This is a genomic window from Caballeronia insecticola (assembly GCF_000402035.1).
In the GTDB taxonomy this organism is placed as follows: Bacteria; Pseudomonadota; Gammaproteobacteria; order Burkholderiales; family Burkholderiaceae; genus Caballeronia; species Caballeronia insecticola.
Map to the genome: position 1 here is coordinate 255648 of NC_021287.1, position 20184 is coordinate 275831.

15 protein-coding genes are annotated in these 20184 nt (G+C 61.4%); 12 read left to right on the plus strand and 3 right to left on the minus strand.

What is annotated here, in order from left to right:
- Positions 1–135: 135 nt before the first annotated feature.
- From BRPE64_RS01255 to purU, 5 genes are read left to right on the plus strand one after another with little or no spacing between them, the layout of a single operon-like run.
- Complete coding sequence (locus BRPE64_RS01255; protein WP_044041065.1) at positions 136–2130, plus strand: monovalent cation:proton antiporter family protein; 1995 nt, start codon at positions 136–138, stop codon at positions 2128–2130.
- Between the two features lie 57 nt (positions 2131–2187).
- Positions 2188–2754, plus strand: coding sequence for an adenine phosphoribosyltransferase (locus BRPE64_RS01260; protein WP_016344181.1), 567 nt, complete (start codon positions 2188–2190; stop codon positions 2752–2754).
- A gap of 1 nt (position 2755) precedes the next feature.
- Entirely contained in the window at positions 2756–3370 is a 615-nt protein-coding gene (locus tag BRPE64_RS01265; protein ID WP_016344182.1) for a LysE family translocator, read from the plus strand.
- A 9-nt stretch (positions 3371–3379) separates the two neighbouring features.
- Positions 3380–4222 carry an NUDIX hydrolase gene (locus BRPE64_RS01270; protein WP_016344183.1) on the plus strand — a complete coding sequence of 281 codons (843 nt, stop codon included), beginning with the start codon at positions 3380–3382 and terminating at the stop codon, positions 4220–4222.
- Positions 4223–4253: 31 nt separating this feature from the next.
- Entirely contained in the window at positions 4254–5123 is an 870-nt protein-coding gene (gene purU / locus BRPE64_RS01275) for a formyltetrahydrofolate deformylase (RefSeq protein WP_016344184.1), read from the plus strand.
- An 81-nt stretch (positions 5124–5204) separates the two neighbouring features.
- On the opposite strand, the gene BRPE64_RS01280 is transcribed toward purU, so the two are convergent.
- On the minus strand, positions 5205–6296 hold the full coding sequence (locus tag BRPE64_RS01280; protein ID WP_016344185.1) for an AI-2E family transporter: 1092 nt from the start codon (positions 6294–6296) through the stop codon (positions 5205–5207).
- A 139-nt stretch (positions 6297–6435) separates the two neighbouring features.
- Positions 6436–9309, minus strand: coding sequence for an excinuclease ABC subunit UvrA (gene uvrA / locus BRPE64_RS01285; RefSeq protein WP_016344186.1), 2874 nt, complete (start codon positions 9307–9309; stop codon positions 6436–6438).
- A gap of 410 nt (positions 9310–9719) precedes the next feature.
- On the opposite strand from uvrA, the gene BRPE64_RS01290 reads away from it, so the two are divergent.
- From BRPE64_RS01290 to BRPE64_RS01315, 6 genes are all read left to right on the plus strand, one after another.
- A complete protein-coding gene (locus BRPE64_RS01290; RefSeq protein WP_016344187.1) occupies positions 9720–10922 on the plus strand; it encodes an MFS transporter in 1203 nt (400 codons plus the stop codon).
- 119 nt (positions 10923–11041) lie between these two features.
- Positions 11042–11575, plus strand: coding sequence for a single-stranded DNA-binding protein (locus BRPE64_RS01295; protein ID WP_016344188.1), 534 nt, complete (start codon positions 11042–11044; stop codon positions 11573–11575).
- A gap of 681 nt (positions 11576–12256) precedes the next feature.
- Complete coding sequence (locus BRPE64_RS01300) at positions 12257–12883, plus strand: response regulator transcription factor (protein ID WP_016344190.1); 627 nt, start codon at positions 12257–12259, stop codon at positions 12881–12883.
- A gap of 122 nt (positions 12884–13005) precedes the next feature.
- The gene (locus tag BRPE64_RS01305) at positions 13006–13686 is read left to right on the plus strand and encodes a response regulator transcription factor (RefSeq protein WP_044041067.1); all 681 of its coding nucleotides are present in this window, start codon (positions 13006–13008) and stop codon (positions 13684–13686) included.
- A 151-nt stretch (positions 13687–13837) separates the two neighbouring features.
- Complete coding sequence (locus tag BRPE64_RS01310; protein WP_016344192.1) at positions 13838–14458, plus strand: response regulator transcription factor; 621 nt, start codon at positions 13838–13840, stop codon at positions 14456–14458.
- A gap of 160 nt (positions 14459–14618) precedes the next feature.
- Positions 14619–17534 (plus strand): ATP-binding protein, encoded by a 2916-nt coding sequence (locus BRPE64_RS01315; protein WP_016344193.1) that lies wholly within the window; start codon positions 14619–14621, stop codon positions 17532–17534.
- A 73-nt stretch (positions 17535–17607) separates the two neighbouring features.
- Here BRPE64_RS01315 and BRPE64_RS01320 read toward each other — a convergent pair whose 3' ends face one another.
- Entirely contained in the window at positions 17608–18528 is a 921-nt protein-coding gene (locus BRPE64_RS01320; protein ID WP_044041071.1) for a LysR family transcriptional regulator, read from the minus strand.
- A 445-nt stretch (positions 18529–18973) separates the two neighbouring features.
- Between BRPE64_RS01320 and BRPE64_RS01325 the strand changes: the two genes are divergently transcribed.
- On the plus strand, positions 18974–20113 hold the full coding sequence (locus BRPE64_RS01325; protein WP_016344196.1) for a porin: 1140 nt from the start codon (positions 18974–18976) through the stop codon (positions 20111–20113).
- The last annotated feature ends 71 nt before the right edge of the window (positions 20114–20184 follow it).

Here is a 20184-nt window from a genome sequence, read left to right on the forward strand (position 1 = left end):
TGAGCCGCGCCGCACGGTGCGCGGCGCGCCGCCGCCTATCCGCCCCCGCGAGCCCTGGAATCTGGGGCTTTTCCACGACACCGCCGCGCGCCGAATGACGCACTGCGGCACGCTGCCGACGAGGACGCTAGACGGATGATATCTCCGCTCGAAATGACGCTGTTGCTACTGTTGTGTTCGGTGGCGGGCGTCGTCGTATTTCGGTACTTCAATCTGCCGCCGATGCTCGGTTATCTGACGGTAGGCATCATTGTTGGCCCGCACGCAGCGGGTATTGCGCCAGATACGGACCGTGCGCAGCATCTCGCCGAATTCGGCGTCGTGTTCCTGATGTTCTCCATCGGGCTCGAATTCTCGCTCTCGAAACTACGTTCGATGCGGCGCATCGTGTTCGGCCTGGGCGGTTGCCAGGTTGCCGCGACCATCGCGCTGGCAATGATCTTCGGCTGGATCGCCAATTTCTGGGTCGGCATGTCGTGGCAGGCGAGCTTCGCGCTCGGCGGCGCGCTGTCGATGTCGTCGACGGCGATCGTCAGCAAACTCCTCGCGGAACGGCTCGAACTCGAATCCGAGCACGGGCGCAACATCTTCGGCGTGCTGCTGTTCCAGGATCTGGCGGTCGTGCCGCTGCTGATCATCATCGCGGCGTTCGCCAACGGCAAATCGTCGCAACTCGCAATGTGGCTCGGCATCGCGGCGGTGAAGATCGTCGTCGCGCTGACGGTGCTGCTGTTCCTCGGCCAGAAGTTCATGACGCGCTGGTTCGATCTCGTCGCGCGGCGTCGTTCGCAAGAACTGTTCATGCTGAACCTGCTGCTCGTCACGCTGGGCGCGGCGTTCATCACCGACAAGTTCGGGCTGTCGCTTGCGCTCGGCGCGTTCATCGCCGGCATGCTGATCGCCGAGACGCCGTACCGGCATCAGGTGGAAGAGGACATCAAGCCGTTCCGCGACGTGCTGCTCGGTCTGTTCTTCGTGACGACCGGCATGCTGCTGAATCCGCGCGTGATCTGGGAGCATCCGTTTCTGGTGCTCGGTTTTTTCATCGTGCCGATTCTGCTTAAGGCCGTCATGATCACGGCGCTCGCGCGAGTGTTCGGCTCGCCGCAGGGCGTCGCCATGCGTACCGGCCTTGGTCTCGCACAGGCGGGCGAGTTCGGCTTCGTGCTGCTGAATCTGATTCTGGATTCGCATCTCGTCGACTCGACCATCCTCCAGGCGATCCTCGCCGCCATGCTGCTGTCGATGCTCGCCGCGCCGTTCATCATCCAGAACGCGGATCGCATCGTGCTGCGGCTGTCGTCGACGGAATGGATGCTGCAATCGCTGCAAATGACGAAGATCGCGACGCAAAGTCTCAAGCAGAGCGGCCACGTGATCATTTGCGGCTACGGCCGCGCCGGGCAGAATCTCGCGCGCATGCTGGAACAGGAGGGCATTTCCTACGTCGCGCTCGATCTGGATCCGGATCGCGTCGCGGCGGCGGCGGCGGCGGGCGAATCGGTCGTGTTCGGCGACGCGGGGCGGCGCGAATCGCTGCTCGCGGCGGGTCTGCATCGCGCGGCGACGGTCGCGATCACCTATGCCAACACGCCCTCGGCGATGCGCGTGCTGCATAACATCCACGAGCTCGCGCCGACCTTGCCGGTGATCGTGCGCACCGTCGACGACGCCGATCTCGAAAAGCTCACCGCGGCTGGCGCCACCGAAGTGATTCCGGAGATCGTCGAGGGCAGCCTGATGCTCGCGTCGCACACGCTCGTGCTGATGGGCGTGCCGATGCGGCGCGTCGTGCGGCGCGTCGAGGAAATGCGCGACGCGCGCTACAGCTTGTTGCGCGGCTATTTCCGCGGCGCCGACGACGACGACGATGACGATGGCCACGAGCAGGTGCGGCTACAATCCGTACCGATCGACGAGAATTCGGACGCGGTCGGGCATTCGCTCGACGATCTCGGGCTCGTCGGCAATGGAGTCGAGGTGACCGCGATCCGGCGCCACGGCATCCGGGGCGTCGAACCCGACCCCGAAACCAAGCTGCGCGCGAACGATATCGTCGTGTTGCGCGGTCTGCCCGAAGTGCTGGCGCAAGCCGAGGAACGGCTCTCGCGCAATCGCCGGGCGGCGTAGTTTCTTCTTTTTGTCAGATGGCGAGCGCGGCCTCATAGCGCAGACTCCGGAGAAGTCATGTCCCTCATCCCTTCGAACGCCGCGCTCGATGCCGCGCGTTTCATCAAGGAGCGCGTGCGCACCGTCGACGACTGGCCGCAGGCCGGCGTGCAGTTTCGCGATATCACGCCCGTCCTGCAGGACCGCCGCGCGCTGCGCACGCTCATGGACCTGTTCGTGCAGCGTTATATCGACGAGAACATCGACGTGATCGCCGGCATGGATGCGCGCGGTTTCATCATCGGGCCGATTCTCGCGTACGAGCTGAGTCTCGGTTTCGTGCCGATCCGCAAGAAGGGCAAGCTGCCGTACAAGACGCTGTCGCAGTCGTACGACCTGGAATACGGCAGCGCGACTGTCGAGATTCATGAGGACGCGTGCAAGCCGGGCGACCGCGTGGTGATCGTCGACGATCTCGTCGCGACCGGCGGCACGATGATGGCGGGCAAGATCCTGCTGGAGCGGCTCGGCGCGCATGTGGTGGAAGCGGCGGCGATCATCGATCTGCCCGATCTCGGCGGCTCGAAGCTCTTGCGCGACAACGGCGTGCCGCTTTATACCGTGTGCGAATTCGGCGGACATTGAGATGCCCAACTTACTGCTTTTTCTCGCGGCATCGGTGGCGATCACGGTCGCGCCCGGCCCCGACAATCTTCAGGTGCTCGCGCGCGGCATCTCGCAAGGACGGCTCGCCGGCGTGGTCGCGGCGCTCGGCTTCGCGTGCGGCGTGATCTTTCACACGACGCTCGCCGCGCTCGGCGTCGCGGCTTTGCTGCGTTCGTCGCCGGTCGCGTTTGAGGCGGTGAAGCTCGCGGGCGCGGCGTATCTCGTGTGGATCGGCATCAAGGCGTTGCGCAGCCAGGGTCTCGCGACCGCGCACGAACGCCCGAGCCAGCCGCTTTCCACCGTGTTTCGCCAGAGCGTGATCGGTAACATGCTGAACCCGAAAGTGACGCTGTTCTTCATCGTGTTCCTGCCGCAGTTCGTCGATCCGCACGGCGCTCAAAGCGTGATGCTGCAGATGTTCGAACTGGGCGGCGTGTTTATGCTGCAAACGGTCGTCGTGTTTTCGTTGTTCGGCATCGGCGCGGGGATCATCGGCGTGTGGCTCAAGCGCCGTCCGCGCGTCGGCGTCTGGCTCGACCGGCTCGCGGGCGTGACGTTCATCGCGCTGGGCATTCGTGTCGCGTTGCGCGACTGAGGCGGCCGCATGACTTTGCCCGCCATCGTTTCCGCACGCCGCTTCGACGCGGCCGCACACGCGCCGTTCTTTATCGGCGATGAACGCGTCGGCTGGATTCGTCATGCCGACGTGAACGCGTTGCGCCGCTGGCCGGACGTGTTCGAGATCGACACAGCGGTGCGCCTGCACGCGACGCTTGCCGATGTGAACGCCCGCAGCGCGGCGCTCGGCGCGGTCATCGGCGCGCTTTACGCCGAGGGCAGGATCCCCGGCTGGCGCGACGAGACCTACGCGATCCGCAACGACTTCGACGCCGCGCCGCTCGCGTTCATCGAGCGCGCGGCGTCGCGTTTCTTCGGCACGATGACGTACGCGGTGCATCTGAACGGCATCGTAAAATATGCGGATCAGGCGCCGCAGCTCTGGATCGCGCGCCGCAGCGACACCAAGGCGACCGATCCCGGCATGCTCGACAACATCGTGGCGGGCGGCATCGGCTGGGGCTTCGAACTGATGCCGACGCTCGTGAAGGAATGCTGGGAAGAGGCCGGCATGAGCGCGGAACTGGCGCTCACCGCCGAACGCGGGCGCACGTTTCATGTGCTGCAATCGCTTCCTGAAGGCACGCAGGCCGAGCAAATCTTCGTCTACGACGTGTCGCTTCCGCCCGATTTCGCGCCGCGCAATCAGGATGGCGAAGTGGGCGAGCACCGGCTTGCGCGCATCGAGGAAGTCGCGCGCTGGATCGAGGAAGGCAAGCTCACCGTCGATGCCAGTCTCGCGACGCTCGACTGCATGCTGCGCCGCCAGTGGATCGACGAAAGCGCGTGCGAAGGCATCGCCGAACTCTACGAACCGCCGCAACGCTGACACTCAAAGAATCAAACGAACGAGGTAGGTCATGTCGACCGAACATAGCTTTTATCTGAAGTTGTCGTGCCCGGATCGTCCGGGAATCGTGCATGCCGTGTCCGGCTTCCTGTTCAGCCTCGGCGCCAATATTCTCGATTCGGCGCAGTTCGGCGACAGCCGCACCGGCGAATTCTTCATGCGCGTGCATTTCCAGCAGGTCGGCGGCGATCCCGGACTCGACGCGCTGCGCAAATCCTTTGCCGATCTCGCCGATGAATTCGGCATGCGCTGGGAGTTGCACGATGCATCGGTGAAGCCGCGCGTCGTCATCATGGTGTCGAAGATCGGGCACTGCCTGAACGATCTGCTGTTCCGCTATCGCACCGGCCAGTTGCAGATCGAGATTCCGGCGATCATCTCGAATCACAAGGATTTTTATCAGCTCGCCGCGGGCTACGACATCCCGTTCCATCATCTGCCGCTTCAGAAAGCCACGCCCGAGGCGAAGGCCGCGCAGGAAGCGCGCGTGATGGAAATCGTCGATCAGCACGACACCGATCTCGTCGTGCTCGCGCGCTACATGCAGATTCTTTCGGCGGACATGTGCGAGAAGCTTTCCGGCCGCGCGATCAATATTCACCACTCGTTCCTGCCGAGCTTCAAGGGCGCGAAGCCGTACTATCAGGCGTTCGATCGCGGCGTGAAGCTGATCGGCGCGACCGCGCACTACGTGACGTCGGATCTCGACGAAGGCCCGATCATCGAGCAGGAAGTGGAACGCGTGGACCACAACATGACGCCGGAGCAGCTTACGGCAATTGGCCGCGACGTCGAATGCGTGACGCTCGCGCGTGCGGTGAAGTGGCACGCGGAGCATCGCATTCTGCTGAATGGACACAAGACAGTCGTGTTTCGCTGATTTTTCGGTATGTTTAAAAACAAAGCCCGCCGGACGTCTCGGCGGGCTTTGTCTTTTGTGGCGCGCGAATGACGCGCGAATTCAAACCATGCGCAGATAAATCAGTTCGCGCTTGATATACGCATAAAAGATTGGCGCGGCGATCACGCCCGGAATGCCGAACGCGGCTTCCATCGCGAGCATGGCAAGCAGCAGTTCCCACGCGCGCGCCTCGATCTGCCCGCCGATGATGCGCGCGTTGAGGAAATACTCCAGCTTGTGGATGAGAATGAGGAACGCGAGTGACGCGACCGCCGTGCCGAACGACACCGACAGCGATATCCCGACAATGATCGTATTCGAGATCAGATTGCCGATCACCGGCATCAGGCCGACGATGAACGTGATTAGCACGAGCGTCTTGGAGAGCGGCAGCCGTTCGTGAAAGAGCGGCAGCGCGACAAGCAAATACAGCGCCGTGAAGACCGCGTTGATCGCCGAAATCTTGATCTGCGCGAACACGATGCGCCGGAAGGCATCGGCGAAACGCGACACGCGCGCGACGAGCGCCGTGGACAGCGGCAGGCGATGATTCGACTGCCGCGGCGCGCTGACCGCGATGATCGCGCCGATCACCATGCCGATCACGACATGCCCGAAGCCGCGCGCCATTTCCTTGCCGCCTTGCTGGAGCATCTCGGCGTGCCGGTGCATCAGTTCGGTGGCTTTGTCCTTCATCTGAATCGAATCGACCGGCAGATAATTCGCGATCCAGTTCGGCACCGACAGACGCGCGCTCGATGTGATGCTCATCAACTGATCGAGCAGTTTTTGCAGACTCGGAAAATCCCGCTCGAAATGGTCGATGGTGGCGATGGTCGCCGCCGTCAGCCCGCCGACGATGACCGCCGAAATCAACCCGACCGCGATCAGCCGCGCGCCGCGGCTCACGACATGACGCTCGATCACCGGCGCGATCATGTGAACCAGCTGGAACACCAGCATGCCGGCGAGCAGCCCGCCGAGCAGTTGCAGTCTGAGCGTGAGGTACAGCGCCAGAACGGCAAGGATATAGCTGCCGATTTCGACCGCCGACAACTTCGGCATGCTCATGTCGCTCGTCAGCCTGACGTGGCGAGTGGGCAGATCCCGAACCCGCGCCTCCTCGTTGGCCGCTTCGTTGCGCTTCGCCATGACTGCGTTCCTTTTCCCTGCTGCGTACAACGATTATTCGTGCCGCCGCGTGGGCCGTGCGGCGGGTTTGTACGGCGACGAATGCAATACTTCGGCGAAACCCCGGTGACATCCCCGCACCGTGTTCCGCCGCGCCACGTCAGGCCGCTGACTTGGGCCGTTGCAGCAAAGGTGCCAGATATCTGCCCGTGAAACTCGCTTTCGACTTCGCGACCTGTTCCGGCGTCCCCTGGGCGATGATCTGTCCGCCGCCCGCACCGCCTTCCGGACCGAGATCGATCACCCAGTCGGCGGTTTTGATTACGTCGAGATTATGCTCGATGATCACGACCGTGTTGCCCTGATCTCGCAGCCGATGGATCACTTCGAGCAGCAGCGCGATGTCATGAAAGTGCAATCCGGTCGTGGGTTCGTCGAGGATATACAGTGTCCGACCGGTGTCGCGCTTGCTCAGTTCCAGCGAAAGCTTGACGCGCTGCGCTTCGCCGCCCGACAGCGTGGTGGCCGACTGGCCAAGCCGGATATAGCCGAGACCCACGTCCAGCAAGGTCTTCAGCTTGCGCGCGACCACCGGAACCGGCTTGAAAAACTCGTGCGCGGCTTCCACGGTCAGGTCGAGCACTTCGCTGATGTTCTTGCCCTTGTACTGGATTTCGAGCGTCTCGCGGTTGTAGCGCTTGCCGTGGCAGACGTCGCAGGGCACGTAGACGTCGGGTAGAAAGTGCATTTCCACCTTCAGCACGCCGTCACCCTGACAGGCCTCGCAGCGGCCGCCCTTGACGTTGAACGAGAAACGGCCCGGATCGTAGCCGCGTTCTTTCGCGCCCGGCACGCCTGCGAACAGTTCGCGGATGGGCGTGAACAGGCCCGTATAAGTGGCAGGATTCGAGCGCGGCGTGCGGCCGATCGGTGACTGATCGACGGCGATCACTTTGTCGAAGTGTTCGAGACCTTCGATCGATTCATACGGCGCCGGCTCCGTCGACGAGCCGTACAGATGCTGCGCGACCGCATGCTGGAGCGTGTCGTTGATGAGCGTCGACTTGCCCGAGCCGGACACGCCCGTTACGCAGGTCAGCAGTCCGACGGGCAGATCCAGCGTCACGCGCTTCAAATTGTTGCCATACGCCTCGACGATGCGCAGGCGGCGCTCGTCCGGCGCGGTGCGCTCGCCCGGATAGCTGATCGACCGTTTGCCGGACAGATACTGTCCGGTGATCGAGTTCGCGTCTTTCTGCACCTGCACCGGCGTGCCTTGCGCGACAATCACGCCGCCGTGCACGCCCGCACCCGGCCCCATGTCGACGACGTAGTCCGCCATGCGGATCATGTCCTCGTCGTGCTCGACGACGATCACCGAATTGCCGATATCGCGCAAATGCTTGAGCGTGCCGATCAGCCGGTCGTTGTCGCGCTGATGCAGGCCGATGGACGGTTCGTCGAGCACGTACATCACGCCCGTCAGCCCCGAACCGATCTGCGACGCAAGCCGGATGCGCTGCGCCTCGCCGCCGGAAAGCGTCTCCGCGCTGCGTTCGAGCGAAAGATAATCCAGCCCGACGTTATTCAGGAACGAGAGCCGCGCGACGATTTCCTTGACCACCTTGTCCGCGATCTCGCCCTTCGCGCCTTCGAGACGCAGCGTCTGGAAATAGCCGAGCGCGTCGCGCAGCGGCCAGCCGCTGATTTCGTAGATGCCGCGTGCGTCGTCGCCTGAACCCACTCGCACGAAGCGCGCCTCGCGCCGCAGACGCGTGCCTTCGCAGGCCGGGCAGGGCTGATTGTTCTGGTATTTGGCCAGTTCTTCGCGCACCGCGGCCGAATCCGTCTCGCGGTAGCGCCGCTCCAGATTCGGGATGATGCCCTCGAACGCATGCTCGCGCACCGATGCGCGGCCGCGTTCGTTGATGTACGAAAACGGGATCGCCTGCTTGCCCGAACCGTACAGCAGCATCTTGCGGACTTTCTCGGGCAGATCTTCGAATGCTTCGTCGATGTCGAACTCGTAGAACGCCGCGAGACTTTGCAGCATCTGGAAATAAAACTGATTGCGACGGTCCCAGCCTTTCACCGCGCCCGCCGCGAGCGACAGCGACGGATGCGCCACCACGCGTTTCGGATCGAAGAACGTGATCTGGCCGAGGCCGTCGCATTCCGGGCACGCGCCCATCGGGTTGTTGAACGAGAAAAGGCGCGGCTCCAGTTCCGGCAGCGAGTACGAGCAGATCGGGCACGCAAACTTCGAGCTAAAGAGCTTTTCGCGCTCGGTGTCCATTTCGAGCGCGATCGCGCGGCCGTCGGCGAGACGCAACGCGGTTTCGAACGATTCCGCGAGACGCTGCTTCATGTCCGGCCGCACTTTCAGCCGGTCGATCACCACATCGATCGTGTGCTTGTCGGTTTTCTTGAGCTTCGGCAGCGAATCGACTTCATAGATTTTCGCGACGCCCTCGTTCGCCGTGCCGCCGCCCGACCGGATACGAAAGCGAATGAAACCCTGCGCCTGCATTTCCTCGAAGAGTTCGACGTGCTCGCCCTTGCGGTCGGCCACGACCGGCGCGAGGATCATCAGCTTGGTTTCCTCGGGCAACGCGAGCGCGGCATCGACCATTTGGGAGACGCTTTGCGCTTCGAGCGGAATCAGGTGATCGGGGCAATACGGCGTGCCGACGCGCGCGTACAGCAGACGCAGATAGTCGTGGATTTCCGTGACCGTGCCGACCGTCGAGCGCGGATTGTGCGACGTCGCTTTCTGTTCGATCGAAATGGCGGGCGACAAACCTTCGATCAGATCGACGTCGGGCTTTTCCATCAACTGCAGGAACTGCCGCGCGTAAGCCGAGAGACTTTCGACGTAACGCCGCTGACCTTCCGCGTAAAGCGTGTCGAATGCAAGCGACGACTTACCCGACCCGGACAGCCCGGTGATCACGATCAGCTTGTGGCGCGGTAAGTCGAGACTGACATTCTTCAGATTGTGGGTACGAGCCCCACGAATGCGAATTTCTTCCACGAGTGTGTTCCGGCGGGGTTCTTTCGGGTGTTTGCGGTCGTTCTTGGCCGCTGTTTCCGCTGTGTTTCCGCTGCGTTCCCGCCGCCGCGAGCGGCCATGCTGGCGGCGTTTGGCGGAAAGTGAGGGGGCCAAACCTGCTACTATAACGACTTTTAAAGGGCGCGGCGCCCGGGCTCCCAAGGCCGGATGCGCGTCGATCGTGCGTCAATCATGGTCATTCGGCCGGCGCGGGGACTTGCTGGCCGCGGACCTCCTGCGTGCGGCCGGCATATCCCGTCAGGCCGACGCCATGCAAGCCGTACGTTCCATATAGTGCCGTTTCGAGCAAGAACAAGGCGGCCGCGCCTGGCTTGGCTGCAGGCCGGGCCAGACGCGACTCCATCCCGCGACTCCATCCTTCTCCGTTTCTGATGTCCAATCCGTCTGCCACGTCAACACGTCTCTCCGCGCCGGAGTTGCGCGCGACCGTGTCGCTCGCCGCCATCTTCGCGCTGCGCATGCTCGGACTCTTCATGATCATGCCGGTGTTTTCGATCTACGCGAAAACGATCCCCGGCGGCGACAACGTGCTGCTCGTCGGCATCGCGCTCGGCGCGTACGGCGTCACGCAGTCGATGCTCTATATCTTCTACGGATGGATCTCCGACAAATTCGGGCGCAAGCCGGTCATCGCGTTCGGGCTCCTGGTGTTCGCGCTCGGCAGCTTCGTCGCGGCGATCGGTCACTCGATGGCGTGGATCATCGCCGGGCGCGTGATTCAGGGCATGGGCGCGGTGTCGTCGGCGGTGATCGCGTTCATCGCGGACCTAACGCACGAGGAAAACCGCACCAAAGCGATGGCGATTGTCGGCGGCAGCATCGGCGTGTCGTTCGCGGTGGCGATCGTCGGCGCGCCGATCGTCTTCCACTGGGTCGGCATGAGCGGGCTGTTCACGGTGATCGGCGCGCTGTCGATCGTCGCGGTGGGCGTCGTGCTGTGGGTCGTGCCCGATCCGCCGGCGCACCCGGTTCACGTGAAGGCGCCGTTCGCGGAAGTGCTGCACAACGTCGAGTTGCTGCGCCTGAACTTTGGCGTGCTCGTGCTGCACGCGACGCAGACCGCGCTGTTTCTCGTCGTGCCACGCATTCTCGAGGCGGGCGGCCTGCCTGTCGCGTCGCACTGGAAAATCTACCTGCCGGTGATGGCGCTCGCCTTCGTCATGATGGTTCCGGCCATCATCGCCGCGGAAAAACGTGGAAAAATGAAGAGCGTCATGCTCGGTGCGATCGGGCTTATCCTGATCGGCCAGTTGTTATTGGGCGCCGCTCCCCATACGCTGTGGTCCGTGGCCGCCATTCTGTTCGTGTACTTTCTCGGCTTCAACGTGCTCGAGGCGTCGCAGCCGTCGCTGGTGTCGAAACTGGCGCCGGGCACGAGAAAGGGCGCGGCGGCGGGCGTGTACAACACAACGCAGTCGATCGGGCTTGCCATGGGCGGGGTGATCGGCGGCTGGCTGCTCAAGCTCGACGGGCCGAGCGCGGTGTTCTTCTCCTGCTCGGCGCTGGTATTCGCGTGGCTGCTGGTCGCAGCCTGGATGAAGCCGCCGCCGCGCCGGGCCGAGCGCGCGGCCTGAGCACATTTTGAATCATTGAATATGGCCGGCGGGGCGCCGCCGAATCCTTGCCTCACAGGCAGGATCGGCATCATGGCGTCGCGCGGCTGACAGTAAGCAAGGAATCTACCGGAGAAATCATGGCATCAGTCAACAAGGTCATTCTCGTGGGCAATCTGGGAGCCGACCCGGAAACCCGCTACCTGCCGAGCGGCGACGCCGTGGCCAATATCCGTCTCGCGACGACCGACCGCTACAAGGACAAGTCGTCGGGTGAGTTCAAGGAACTGACGGAATGGCATCGCGTCGCGTTTTTCGGCCGTCTCGCGGAGATCGTGAACGAATATTTGAAGAAAGGTTCGTCGGTATATATCGAGGGGCGCATCCGCACGCGCAAGTGGACCGATCAGGCGGGCCAGGAGCGCTATTCGACGGAAATCGTCGCCGATCAGATGCAGATGCTCGGTGGTCGCGGTGGCGCGGGCGGCGGCGATGACGGCGGTTACAGCCGCAGCGCCCCGATGGAGCGCTCTGGTGGCGGCGGTGCCGGTGGCGGCGGTCGCGCGCCTGCGGGTGGTCGTGCGAGCGGCGGCGGCGCAAGCGGTGGTGCCAGCCGTCCGAGCGCGCCGGCCGGCGGCGGCTTCGACGACATGGACGACGATATCCCGTTCTGACATCGCGTCACCCCGAAGCGTAACGATCAACCCCGCCTCTGTGCGGGGTTTTCTTTTGCCTGTCCGATAAATAGCGTGACTTTTGGCAGTTAATGCAATCCGTTCGAAGGATGCGCACCGCAATGGCGAGCATACAGTTGCCGAATGCCATGTGTCTGGCGGAGTTTGCAGCGAACGTTTAGTCTGTCATAACAAAATTATTTGACGATTCATCGACAAAATCGCGCATTAACCGAAAGCGCGGTCACGGGCATTCAAAGTCTTTTTCATTTTGGCAAGGCGTTTTCCGAATTGTTGCGCGTCGACTCCCTTTTTTTGTCGGCGCGTATTAATCTTTCATCGAAATTCAAGGAGTCGTCGCATCGAATTCCACCGACTCGGTATATCGAAGCTTCAATCGGATTAATCCTATGGAATGCTAAATATCCTCACTTTATTTTGAGGAGCAGGCATCGCGAAAACCATGGCTAGTTTATTTGTTTTTTGCCATTGATTTGATCCATTTTGTTGCTGGAATTCAAATCGATTGATTCAAAGATGTAGTCAGGCAGGCCGCTATTTCGCCCAAGTGAATCGAATGCCGTAGAGAGTCAATCAGCAGATGCAGCAAAAAATGAATCGCTGAGATACCGAGACCAAATATATAACGTATATAACGGGGGGATTTTGAAACTTCGAGTTGTGTTGGCGGATGATCATCCGTTCGTGATCCTGGGGATGAGAGCATTGTTTGCTGCCGACGAAGCAATCGACGTGGTCGGCGAAGCGAATAACGGAAGTACGCTGCTGGCGGAACTTCGCCGGGTTCCGTGCGACGTGCTCGTGACGGATTTTGCGATGCCCGAGCATGGAGGGGATGCGAAGGACGGGCTGCGTCTCATAAGCAAAGTACGGCAGGATTTCCCGCGACTGAATGTCGTTGTGTTGACGAGTGTCAGCAATGTCGCGATTCTGCGGTCCATTCTGAACGCGGGCACGATGGGGCTGGTGAACAAGGCCGAACCCATCGAACTGGTGGCAACCGCGGTCCGTCATGCGGGGGTCGGCCGGCACTACGTGAGTGCATCATTCGTCGCGGCGCTTGCGGAGGCGGGCGCGGAATCGAACTCGGGGCAGCTTCCGCTCTCCCCGAGAGAGATCGAGGTCGTGCGGCTGTTTGCGAGGGGTCATTCGATTACCGAAATCGCGAAAGAGCTCGAACGCGACGTGCGCACGGTCAGCCGCCAGAAGCGCGATGCGATGAACAAGCTCGGCGTCAGGAACGATCCGGCGTTGTTCGCTTTTGTCCGCGCACAGGGTTTGGGATGATTTGTTTATGTCATCCTTTTTTATTCGGATGCATCTTATGTATCTCAACGTTTCAATCATCGATGCTGGCGATTCGGTCTTTGCAGTAGATTCAAGTTCGCTTAGGGAAGAGGTTAGGTTAAATGGAAATCGCAAACGGGAGCCAGGTGTTTTCGCATGCAAATCGGATAAGACTCGCGATCGCGGATGATCATCCGCTTGTCATTCTTGCAATTGAAAGGTTGGTGGGAAATTTTCCTAATGTGGAAATTGTAAGTCGCAGCACCAATTCGACTCAGCTCGACGCCTCGCTTGCGCGCGGCGGTTGCGACGTAGCGATCGTCGATCTTTTCATGCCCGGCGGGAGACACGGAGACGGCGTCGAAATGATCCAGTATCTGTCGGATCATCATCCGGGAGTGCATCTGGTCGTCCTTTCGCGCAATGACGACGCCGCGCTCGTCAAGCGCGTGCTCGAAGCCGGTGCACATGCGTTTTTAAGCAAGGAAGATCGTCTTGATCTGATTTACGTCGCGATTGTTTCGGTCATTGCCAACGAACCCTATCTGGGTCCTGCGGTGCGTCGTACGCTGGCGCTCGCCGATGCCGAAAGCCACGCGCGTTTCATTCGCCAGAAACTCACGGGCCGTGAACTCGAAGTTATCGAGCGATATGCGAAAGGGGCGAATGTCACTGAAATCGCCAAGGAGCTCGAGCGCAGTGTCAAAACAATTAGTGCGCAGAAATGCGCCGCTATGAGAAAGCTGGATCTTTCCACCGACGCGGATTTGTATCGTTTCATAGCAGATAGAGGCTTGATTTAACGGCCGCTTGCGGCGCGGGGACGCGCGCTGTTAATCGAGGCCGGCGCAGGATATCGAAGTTGATGCAATTCTTAACGATCGATCCTCGCAAAAAATTGTTCAGTACAACCAACAAAAAATGAGAACAACAGCAACGCCAGTGCGAGCAATCGTGGCGGACGACCATCCGATCGTAATCAAGGGCATTCAGGATTTTCTGGAAAAGGAGGGGCAGATTGAGGTCGTCGCCACTGCCCGCGACACAACCGAGTTGGCGGAGGCGCTCGATTCAACACCGTGCGACTACCTCTTTTCCGATATCGGCATGCGAGGCATAGACGGAGAAAGCAACTCGATCGGATTTCTCAAGCGTCTGACGTGGGAGCAGGAGCGTCCGAAAATTATCGTTCTGACCATGATTTCGCAGCCGCGCATGCTCGCGGGGCTCGTTCAGATCGGGTTGGACGGCCTTATCGACAAGCGCGACGGGCTCACTTGCCTGAGTCAGGCAATCGCCCAGGCCGACGTCGGCGACCGTTTTCTTTCGCCGCGCGTCGAGGAGGCATTGCGCCAATTGCCGAACACCTCGCCGGCGCGGGCCGGTGTGTTGAGCCGGCGTGAGTGGGAGGTCTTTCAGCTCTATGCGCGCGGCATGCTGGTTCACGAAATCGCCGCCCATTTCGGCCGCAGCCGCAAGACGATCGCGACACAGCGTCGAAGCGGCATGCGCAAGCTTGGCCTCGAAACGGAGACCGAACTCGTCGATTTCATGCGGCAACTCGGTTTGATCTGAGGGAGAGCGGCCGTTTGCATTCGCCTCAGATTATTTAGGACGCTTCTGATTCGAACTGGATGCGAGGCGGGTCACACTGAATGGGTCCGCACTCGACGCGGAAGGCTGAAGGACGGCCTTTTTGCTGCCGTGATTGTCAGCCGCTTCTCGGAGATTCGAATTGAAATCGTCGCTCGCGCGTTTCGTGTTGCTCGCCTGTCTGACTGCGCCTCTGTGCTGCTACGCGGTGGAGCCGGGCTGGAGCCTCGTCGGCGTGCGCCTGCTTCCTTTGCTGATCGCCGTGGTTGCTGTCCTGCTCGTGACGCTGCGCGCGCTCGTGCTTCTGCAACGGGAGGTCGCGAAACGAATCGAGACGGAAACGCAACTCGCCACGCAACTCAGCTTTCAGCAGACGATGATGGAAGTGGTGCCGTATCCGCTCATCGCCAAGGACATGGACAACCGTTATATCGCGGTCAATCGTGCCTTCGAAGAAACGCTCGGCGTGCGGCGCGACGCGATCATCGGCCGCACGAGCCTCGAGGGGGCGGCGTGGGGCACGGAGCACAGCCGGATACTGCACGATCTCACGCGCCGAACGTTGGCGACCGGCGAGCGGCAGGAGCTTGAAGCCGAATTCCGCGACGAACGGAACACGCTGCGGTGCGGTCTCTTCTGGACAGGCGCCTTTACCGCCTCGAACGGTGAGCGGGCGGGCGTGGTCGGCACGATGATCGACATCACCGACATACGCGACGCAGAAACCCGCGCCCGGCAAACGGAACGGCGTCTTCACGCCGTCACGCGGTCATTGCCCGCGGTCGTCTTTCAATTGCGCCGCGCGAGCGACGGCATCTACAGCCTTCCTTATATCGAAGGCGATACACGTCAGTTGCTCGGCCTCGACTTCGTGGCCCTGACCGACAATCCCATTCATTTGCTGACGCACGTCCATGCGGAGGACAGCGCGCGTCTGGTGCGAGAAATCGAATCTTCGGCGCGCTCGCTCGAACCGTTGCACACGGAATTCCGCTCGATGGTCGACGGCGTTCCGCGCTGGATTCGAGCCAATCTCGTCGCGCACGGCGAGAGCGACGGCGCGGTGGTGTGGAGCGGCTACTGGGGCGATGCCAGCGTCGAGCACGCGCGCGCCGAGGAACTCGCCCGGGCGCGTGATACGGCCCAAGCGGCCTCGCGTGCCAAAGACGACTTCCTCGCCATGATGAGCCATGAAATTCGCACTCCTATGAATGGCGTGCTGGGGCTTGTCGAGGTGCTCGAAAACACGTCGCTGAATCCGGATCAGTCGCAAATGCTTGGCATGATTCAGGATTCCGCGAGCGCGCTGCTGCAAATTCTGGACGATCTGCTCGATTACTCGAAGATCGAGGCGGGAAGACTCGCGATCGAATCCAGACCGATCGATCTTCGCGAACTCGTGGATAACTCGGTCGGCCTGCTCGCAACGCGCGCGCACGAAAAGGGTCTTCGCGTGCGTGTGGATGTCGGACCGGACGTGGCCGCATCCGTCAGAGGCGACAGCGTGCGCCTCCGGCAGATCCTCTTCAACTTGATGAGCAACGCCATCAAGTTCACGATCAACGGCGAAATTGCGCTCAACGTGCAGGTGGTCGAGCAGCGCGCGTCGGAGCAGGTCATCGAACTGTGCGTGAAGGATACCGGCATCGGCATTGCGCCCGAGGCCCAGGACAGCCTGTTCGAGCCGTTCGTGCAGGCGGAGACGTCCACCACGCGGCGTTTCGGCGGCACGGGGCTTGGACTCACGATCTGCAATCGGCTCGTGGAACTCATGGGCGGCACGATGGATTTGACCAGCGCGCTCGGTACCGGAACGGCCATGGCCGTTCGTCTCACGATGCCCGTCGAGACGCTGCACTACCAGATCGAGGGACTTCGGGGCAAACGCGGCATCGTCGCAATCGAGGATGATCGCGTGGCCGCAGCGCTGCTTCACTATGGCGAAGCGCTCGGCCTCCGATTGCAGCGGCGCGCACCGGTAGAGCTCGAAATCCCGCAATCCGGGGTGCCTGCGGACATCGATATCCTCTTTTTGAGCGATGTGCACAAAAACACGGCGCCGATGGGCTCCCGCGTGATCCATGTCACCGAGAAGCCGAAGCCCACCGGATATCGCATTCTGGAAGACGACATTCGTGTGAGCGTCAATCCGATCTCATGGCACGGTCTCGGCGCGGCGTGTGTCGCGGCGCTGACGGGCATGCCGCAGATCGCGTCAGCCGTGGCGCTCGGCCCGGAAACGAAAATGGCGGCGCCCGACCGGGAAGCCGCATTGCACAGCGGCAAGCTCGTGCTTGTGGCCGAGGATCATCCGGTCAATCAGGAGTTGATCCGTCACCAGCTTTCACTGCTCGGTTTCGCCTGCGACGTCGTGCATGACGGCGCGGAGGCGTTGGCGGCGCTGGCCAACACCCGCTACGGGTTCCTGATTACCGATTGCCACATGCCGAACATGACGGGCTACGAGCTCGCGCACCGCATACGCGCCGACGAAGCCGGTGCGGCACGGCGCCTGCCGATCCTCGGCATCACGGCGAGCACGGCGCCAGACGAATTGCGCCGGTGCCGCGAAGCCGGCATGGACAACTGCCTGGTCAAGCCCACCCGGCTCGCGACTTTGCGCGAACATCTGAATCAGTGGCGAGTGTCGGAGAGTCCGGCAATCGACGCCGATGCCCAGTCGGCGACTCAGGACGCAGCGCCGTCACGAGACCCCGACGATCTCGATCTGGCCGCCATGGCGCAGTTGTGGGGCAGCGAGACAACCGTGAAGGCGTTGCTGGATGCGTTCGTTTCGGCGTTCAAGGACGACCTCGTCACGCTTAGGGAATTGCTCGAATGCGGCACGGTCGACGACTTGCGCGACTGGCATCATCGTGTCATTGGGGCGGTCAGTGTGCTGCAATATCGGCCGCTGCTCGATGCACTGGAAACCTTTCGCCAGCACGACCTGCAAACGACGACGCGCGAGGCACGTCGGCAAAAGGGACTTGCGCTCATCGCGCGATGCGAACAGCTCGTGGAGCATATTCAGTCGCAGGGTGCCGCGTTAGTCTGATCGGAAAAGACTTAGAAGAATTGAGAAGGATTGCGAAGGGCTCGCAATCCTGCCGATCGGTGTCGGTGACGTTTCAGGCCTTCGGGCTGAGCGGCTCCCGATCACGGAAATACGCCAGCGCAAAATCCACGAAGGTGCGCGTCTTGGCGGATACATGTCTGCGTCCGGGGTAGACGATCGACACTTCCTTGCCCGCATCCTGAAGCACGTAGTCCGGCAGCAGGCGAACCAACGCCCCTTCCTGGATGTCTTGCGTCACATAAGTCTCGGGCAACACGGCAATGCCCATGCCCGACACCGCCGCCTGCCGCAGCATGTGCGAACTGTTCACGGTGTAGGCGGGATCCAGCACAACGCTCTCCACGACACCCGAAGGTCCGACGAAGGACCATGTCGATCCATGAAGTTCGGCGGACGGCGCGAGAAACTCATGCGCGGTGAGCGCCGCCGGACGAACCGGCATGGTGCGCGACGCCAGATATTCCGGCGAAGCCACGAGCACCGCGCCCACTTTCAACAACGGACGATTGATCAGCATGCCGCTGTTGACCAGATGCGGCACGACAATGCCGACATCGAAGCCTTCCGCGACGAGATCGACCGGACGGTGCAGCAGCGTCAGGCGCACTTTCACATTCGGATACAGGCCGCGATATTCGCGCAGCATTGGCGTAAGGCCGAGCAGCGAGAAAGAGGCCGATGCCACGATCTTGAGCGTGCCCGACGGATCCACCGCACTGTTCGCCACCGACGCTTCAATGGCTTCCACCTGTTCGATGACCGCGCGGCAGCCTTCGGCATACGCGCTTCCTGCTTCGGTCAGCGAGACACTGCGCGTGGTTCGGTTCAGCAACCGCGTGTTGAGATGCATCTCGAGCAGCGAGACGTAGCGCGTGATGACGGCATTGGACAGATCGAGCGCGGCAGCGGCCCGACCGAATGACTCGGTTTCCGCGACTTTGAGAAAGACGCGCATCGCTTGGAGTTGATTCATGCAGGGAGCAGGTTCCGGGAAGCGCTCTTTGAACGCTCCGATAGGCGATTGCAGGCGCGCGGCAGCAAATGCCATCGCGCGTACGCGATCTTAATCGCGTGATGTCTTGCTTCTGAATCGGAGCATTCTCAAACGGACCTGGTGTCTCAAAGTCGCCACTGTCGTATGGACGCAACTAGTGATGGTTTACGTAAGAGCGAAAGTCAATCGATAACGTCGATAAGTCCACGCAGCCTAAGCGTTTCCCCATATTGAAATTACATTTTTCGATTTATTCGAAAAGCCTTTTGTGTTTCCTTTTTTGGCTTCTCAAAAAGTGCTGCCAATAAACTTTGTGCTGCCGAATATCGGTGCAGAGCGAAACGAGCGAAGAAGCAATTCAAGCTCGACAGGCGTTCGGCCTGAAGCAAATCATCGAGTCTCAAGACTCAGCAAAGGAATACGCATGAAAAAGAATTTGATCGTCACGGCCGTTGCAGCTTTGGCCGCATCGTTCGCCGGCGCTGCTAGCGCACAAAGCAGCGTTACGCTGTATGGCTTGGTCGACGCTGGTTTCACGTTCGTGAACAACGTGCAGAATCATACCGGTGACGGTGAGAAGACGAACGAGTACGGCATGACGGGCGGCAACGTCAACATGAGCCGTTGGGGTCTGCGCGGCGCCGAAGATCTCGGCGGCGGCATGAAGGCAATCTTCACGTTGGAAAACGGTTTCGACGTGACGAATGGCAGCTCGCTGGGCGGTAGCGGCTTTGGCCGTCAAGCTTTCGTTGGTCTGTCGACCAACGCTGGCACGGTGACGCTTGGCCGTCAGACCGACTCCGTCGTCGACTACCTCGGCCCGTTGAGCGCAACCGGCACGTGGGGCGGCACTGCGTTCGCTCACCCGAGCAACCTCGACAACCTCGACGGTAACGCTTTCCGCGAGAACAACTCGGTTAAGTTCCAGAGCAACAACTACGCTGGCTTCTCGTTCAGCGGCCTGTACGGCTTCTCGAACGCAGCAGGCAGCTTCGCAGCTAACCGCGCATACAGCATCGGCGCTGGTTACACGAACGCCGGCCTGAAGCTGGGTCTTGCGTACATGCAAGCCAACGGCCTCAACAGCAACGCCACTGGCTCGATCGTGCTGGACAACGAGCTCAACCAGTTCTCCGCTGACGCTCGTCAGCGTACCTTCGGTGCAGGCGCGAGCTATGCCATCGGCGCTGCAACGTTCGGTGCTCTGTGGACGCAGACCCGCCAGGACAGCAACGCGATGCCCGGTTCGAACGTGATCAACAACTACGAAGTGAACGGCCGCTATGCGCTTACGCCGGCACTGTCGCTGGGTGCTGAATACGCGTTCACGAATGCGAAGCTCGGCAACACCGAAGATGCGTCGCGTGTCCGTTTCCACCAGTTCGGCCTGCAAACGGACTACGCACTGTCCAAGCGCACCGACATCTACGCTGAAGGCGTGATGCAGATCGCGAGCGGCCTGGCGAAGGGCGAGTATCCGGCTGCTGGCATCAACGGCGCAGGCGACCTTTCGTCGAGCAGCCGTCAGATCCTCGTGACGACGGGTATCCGTCACCGCTTCTAAAGCGGTCGGAGCAATACCGGGCTTGAGCTTGCTCTAGCCAGAGAAGGGCGCCGCAAGGCGCCCTTTTTGCA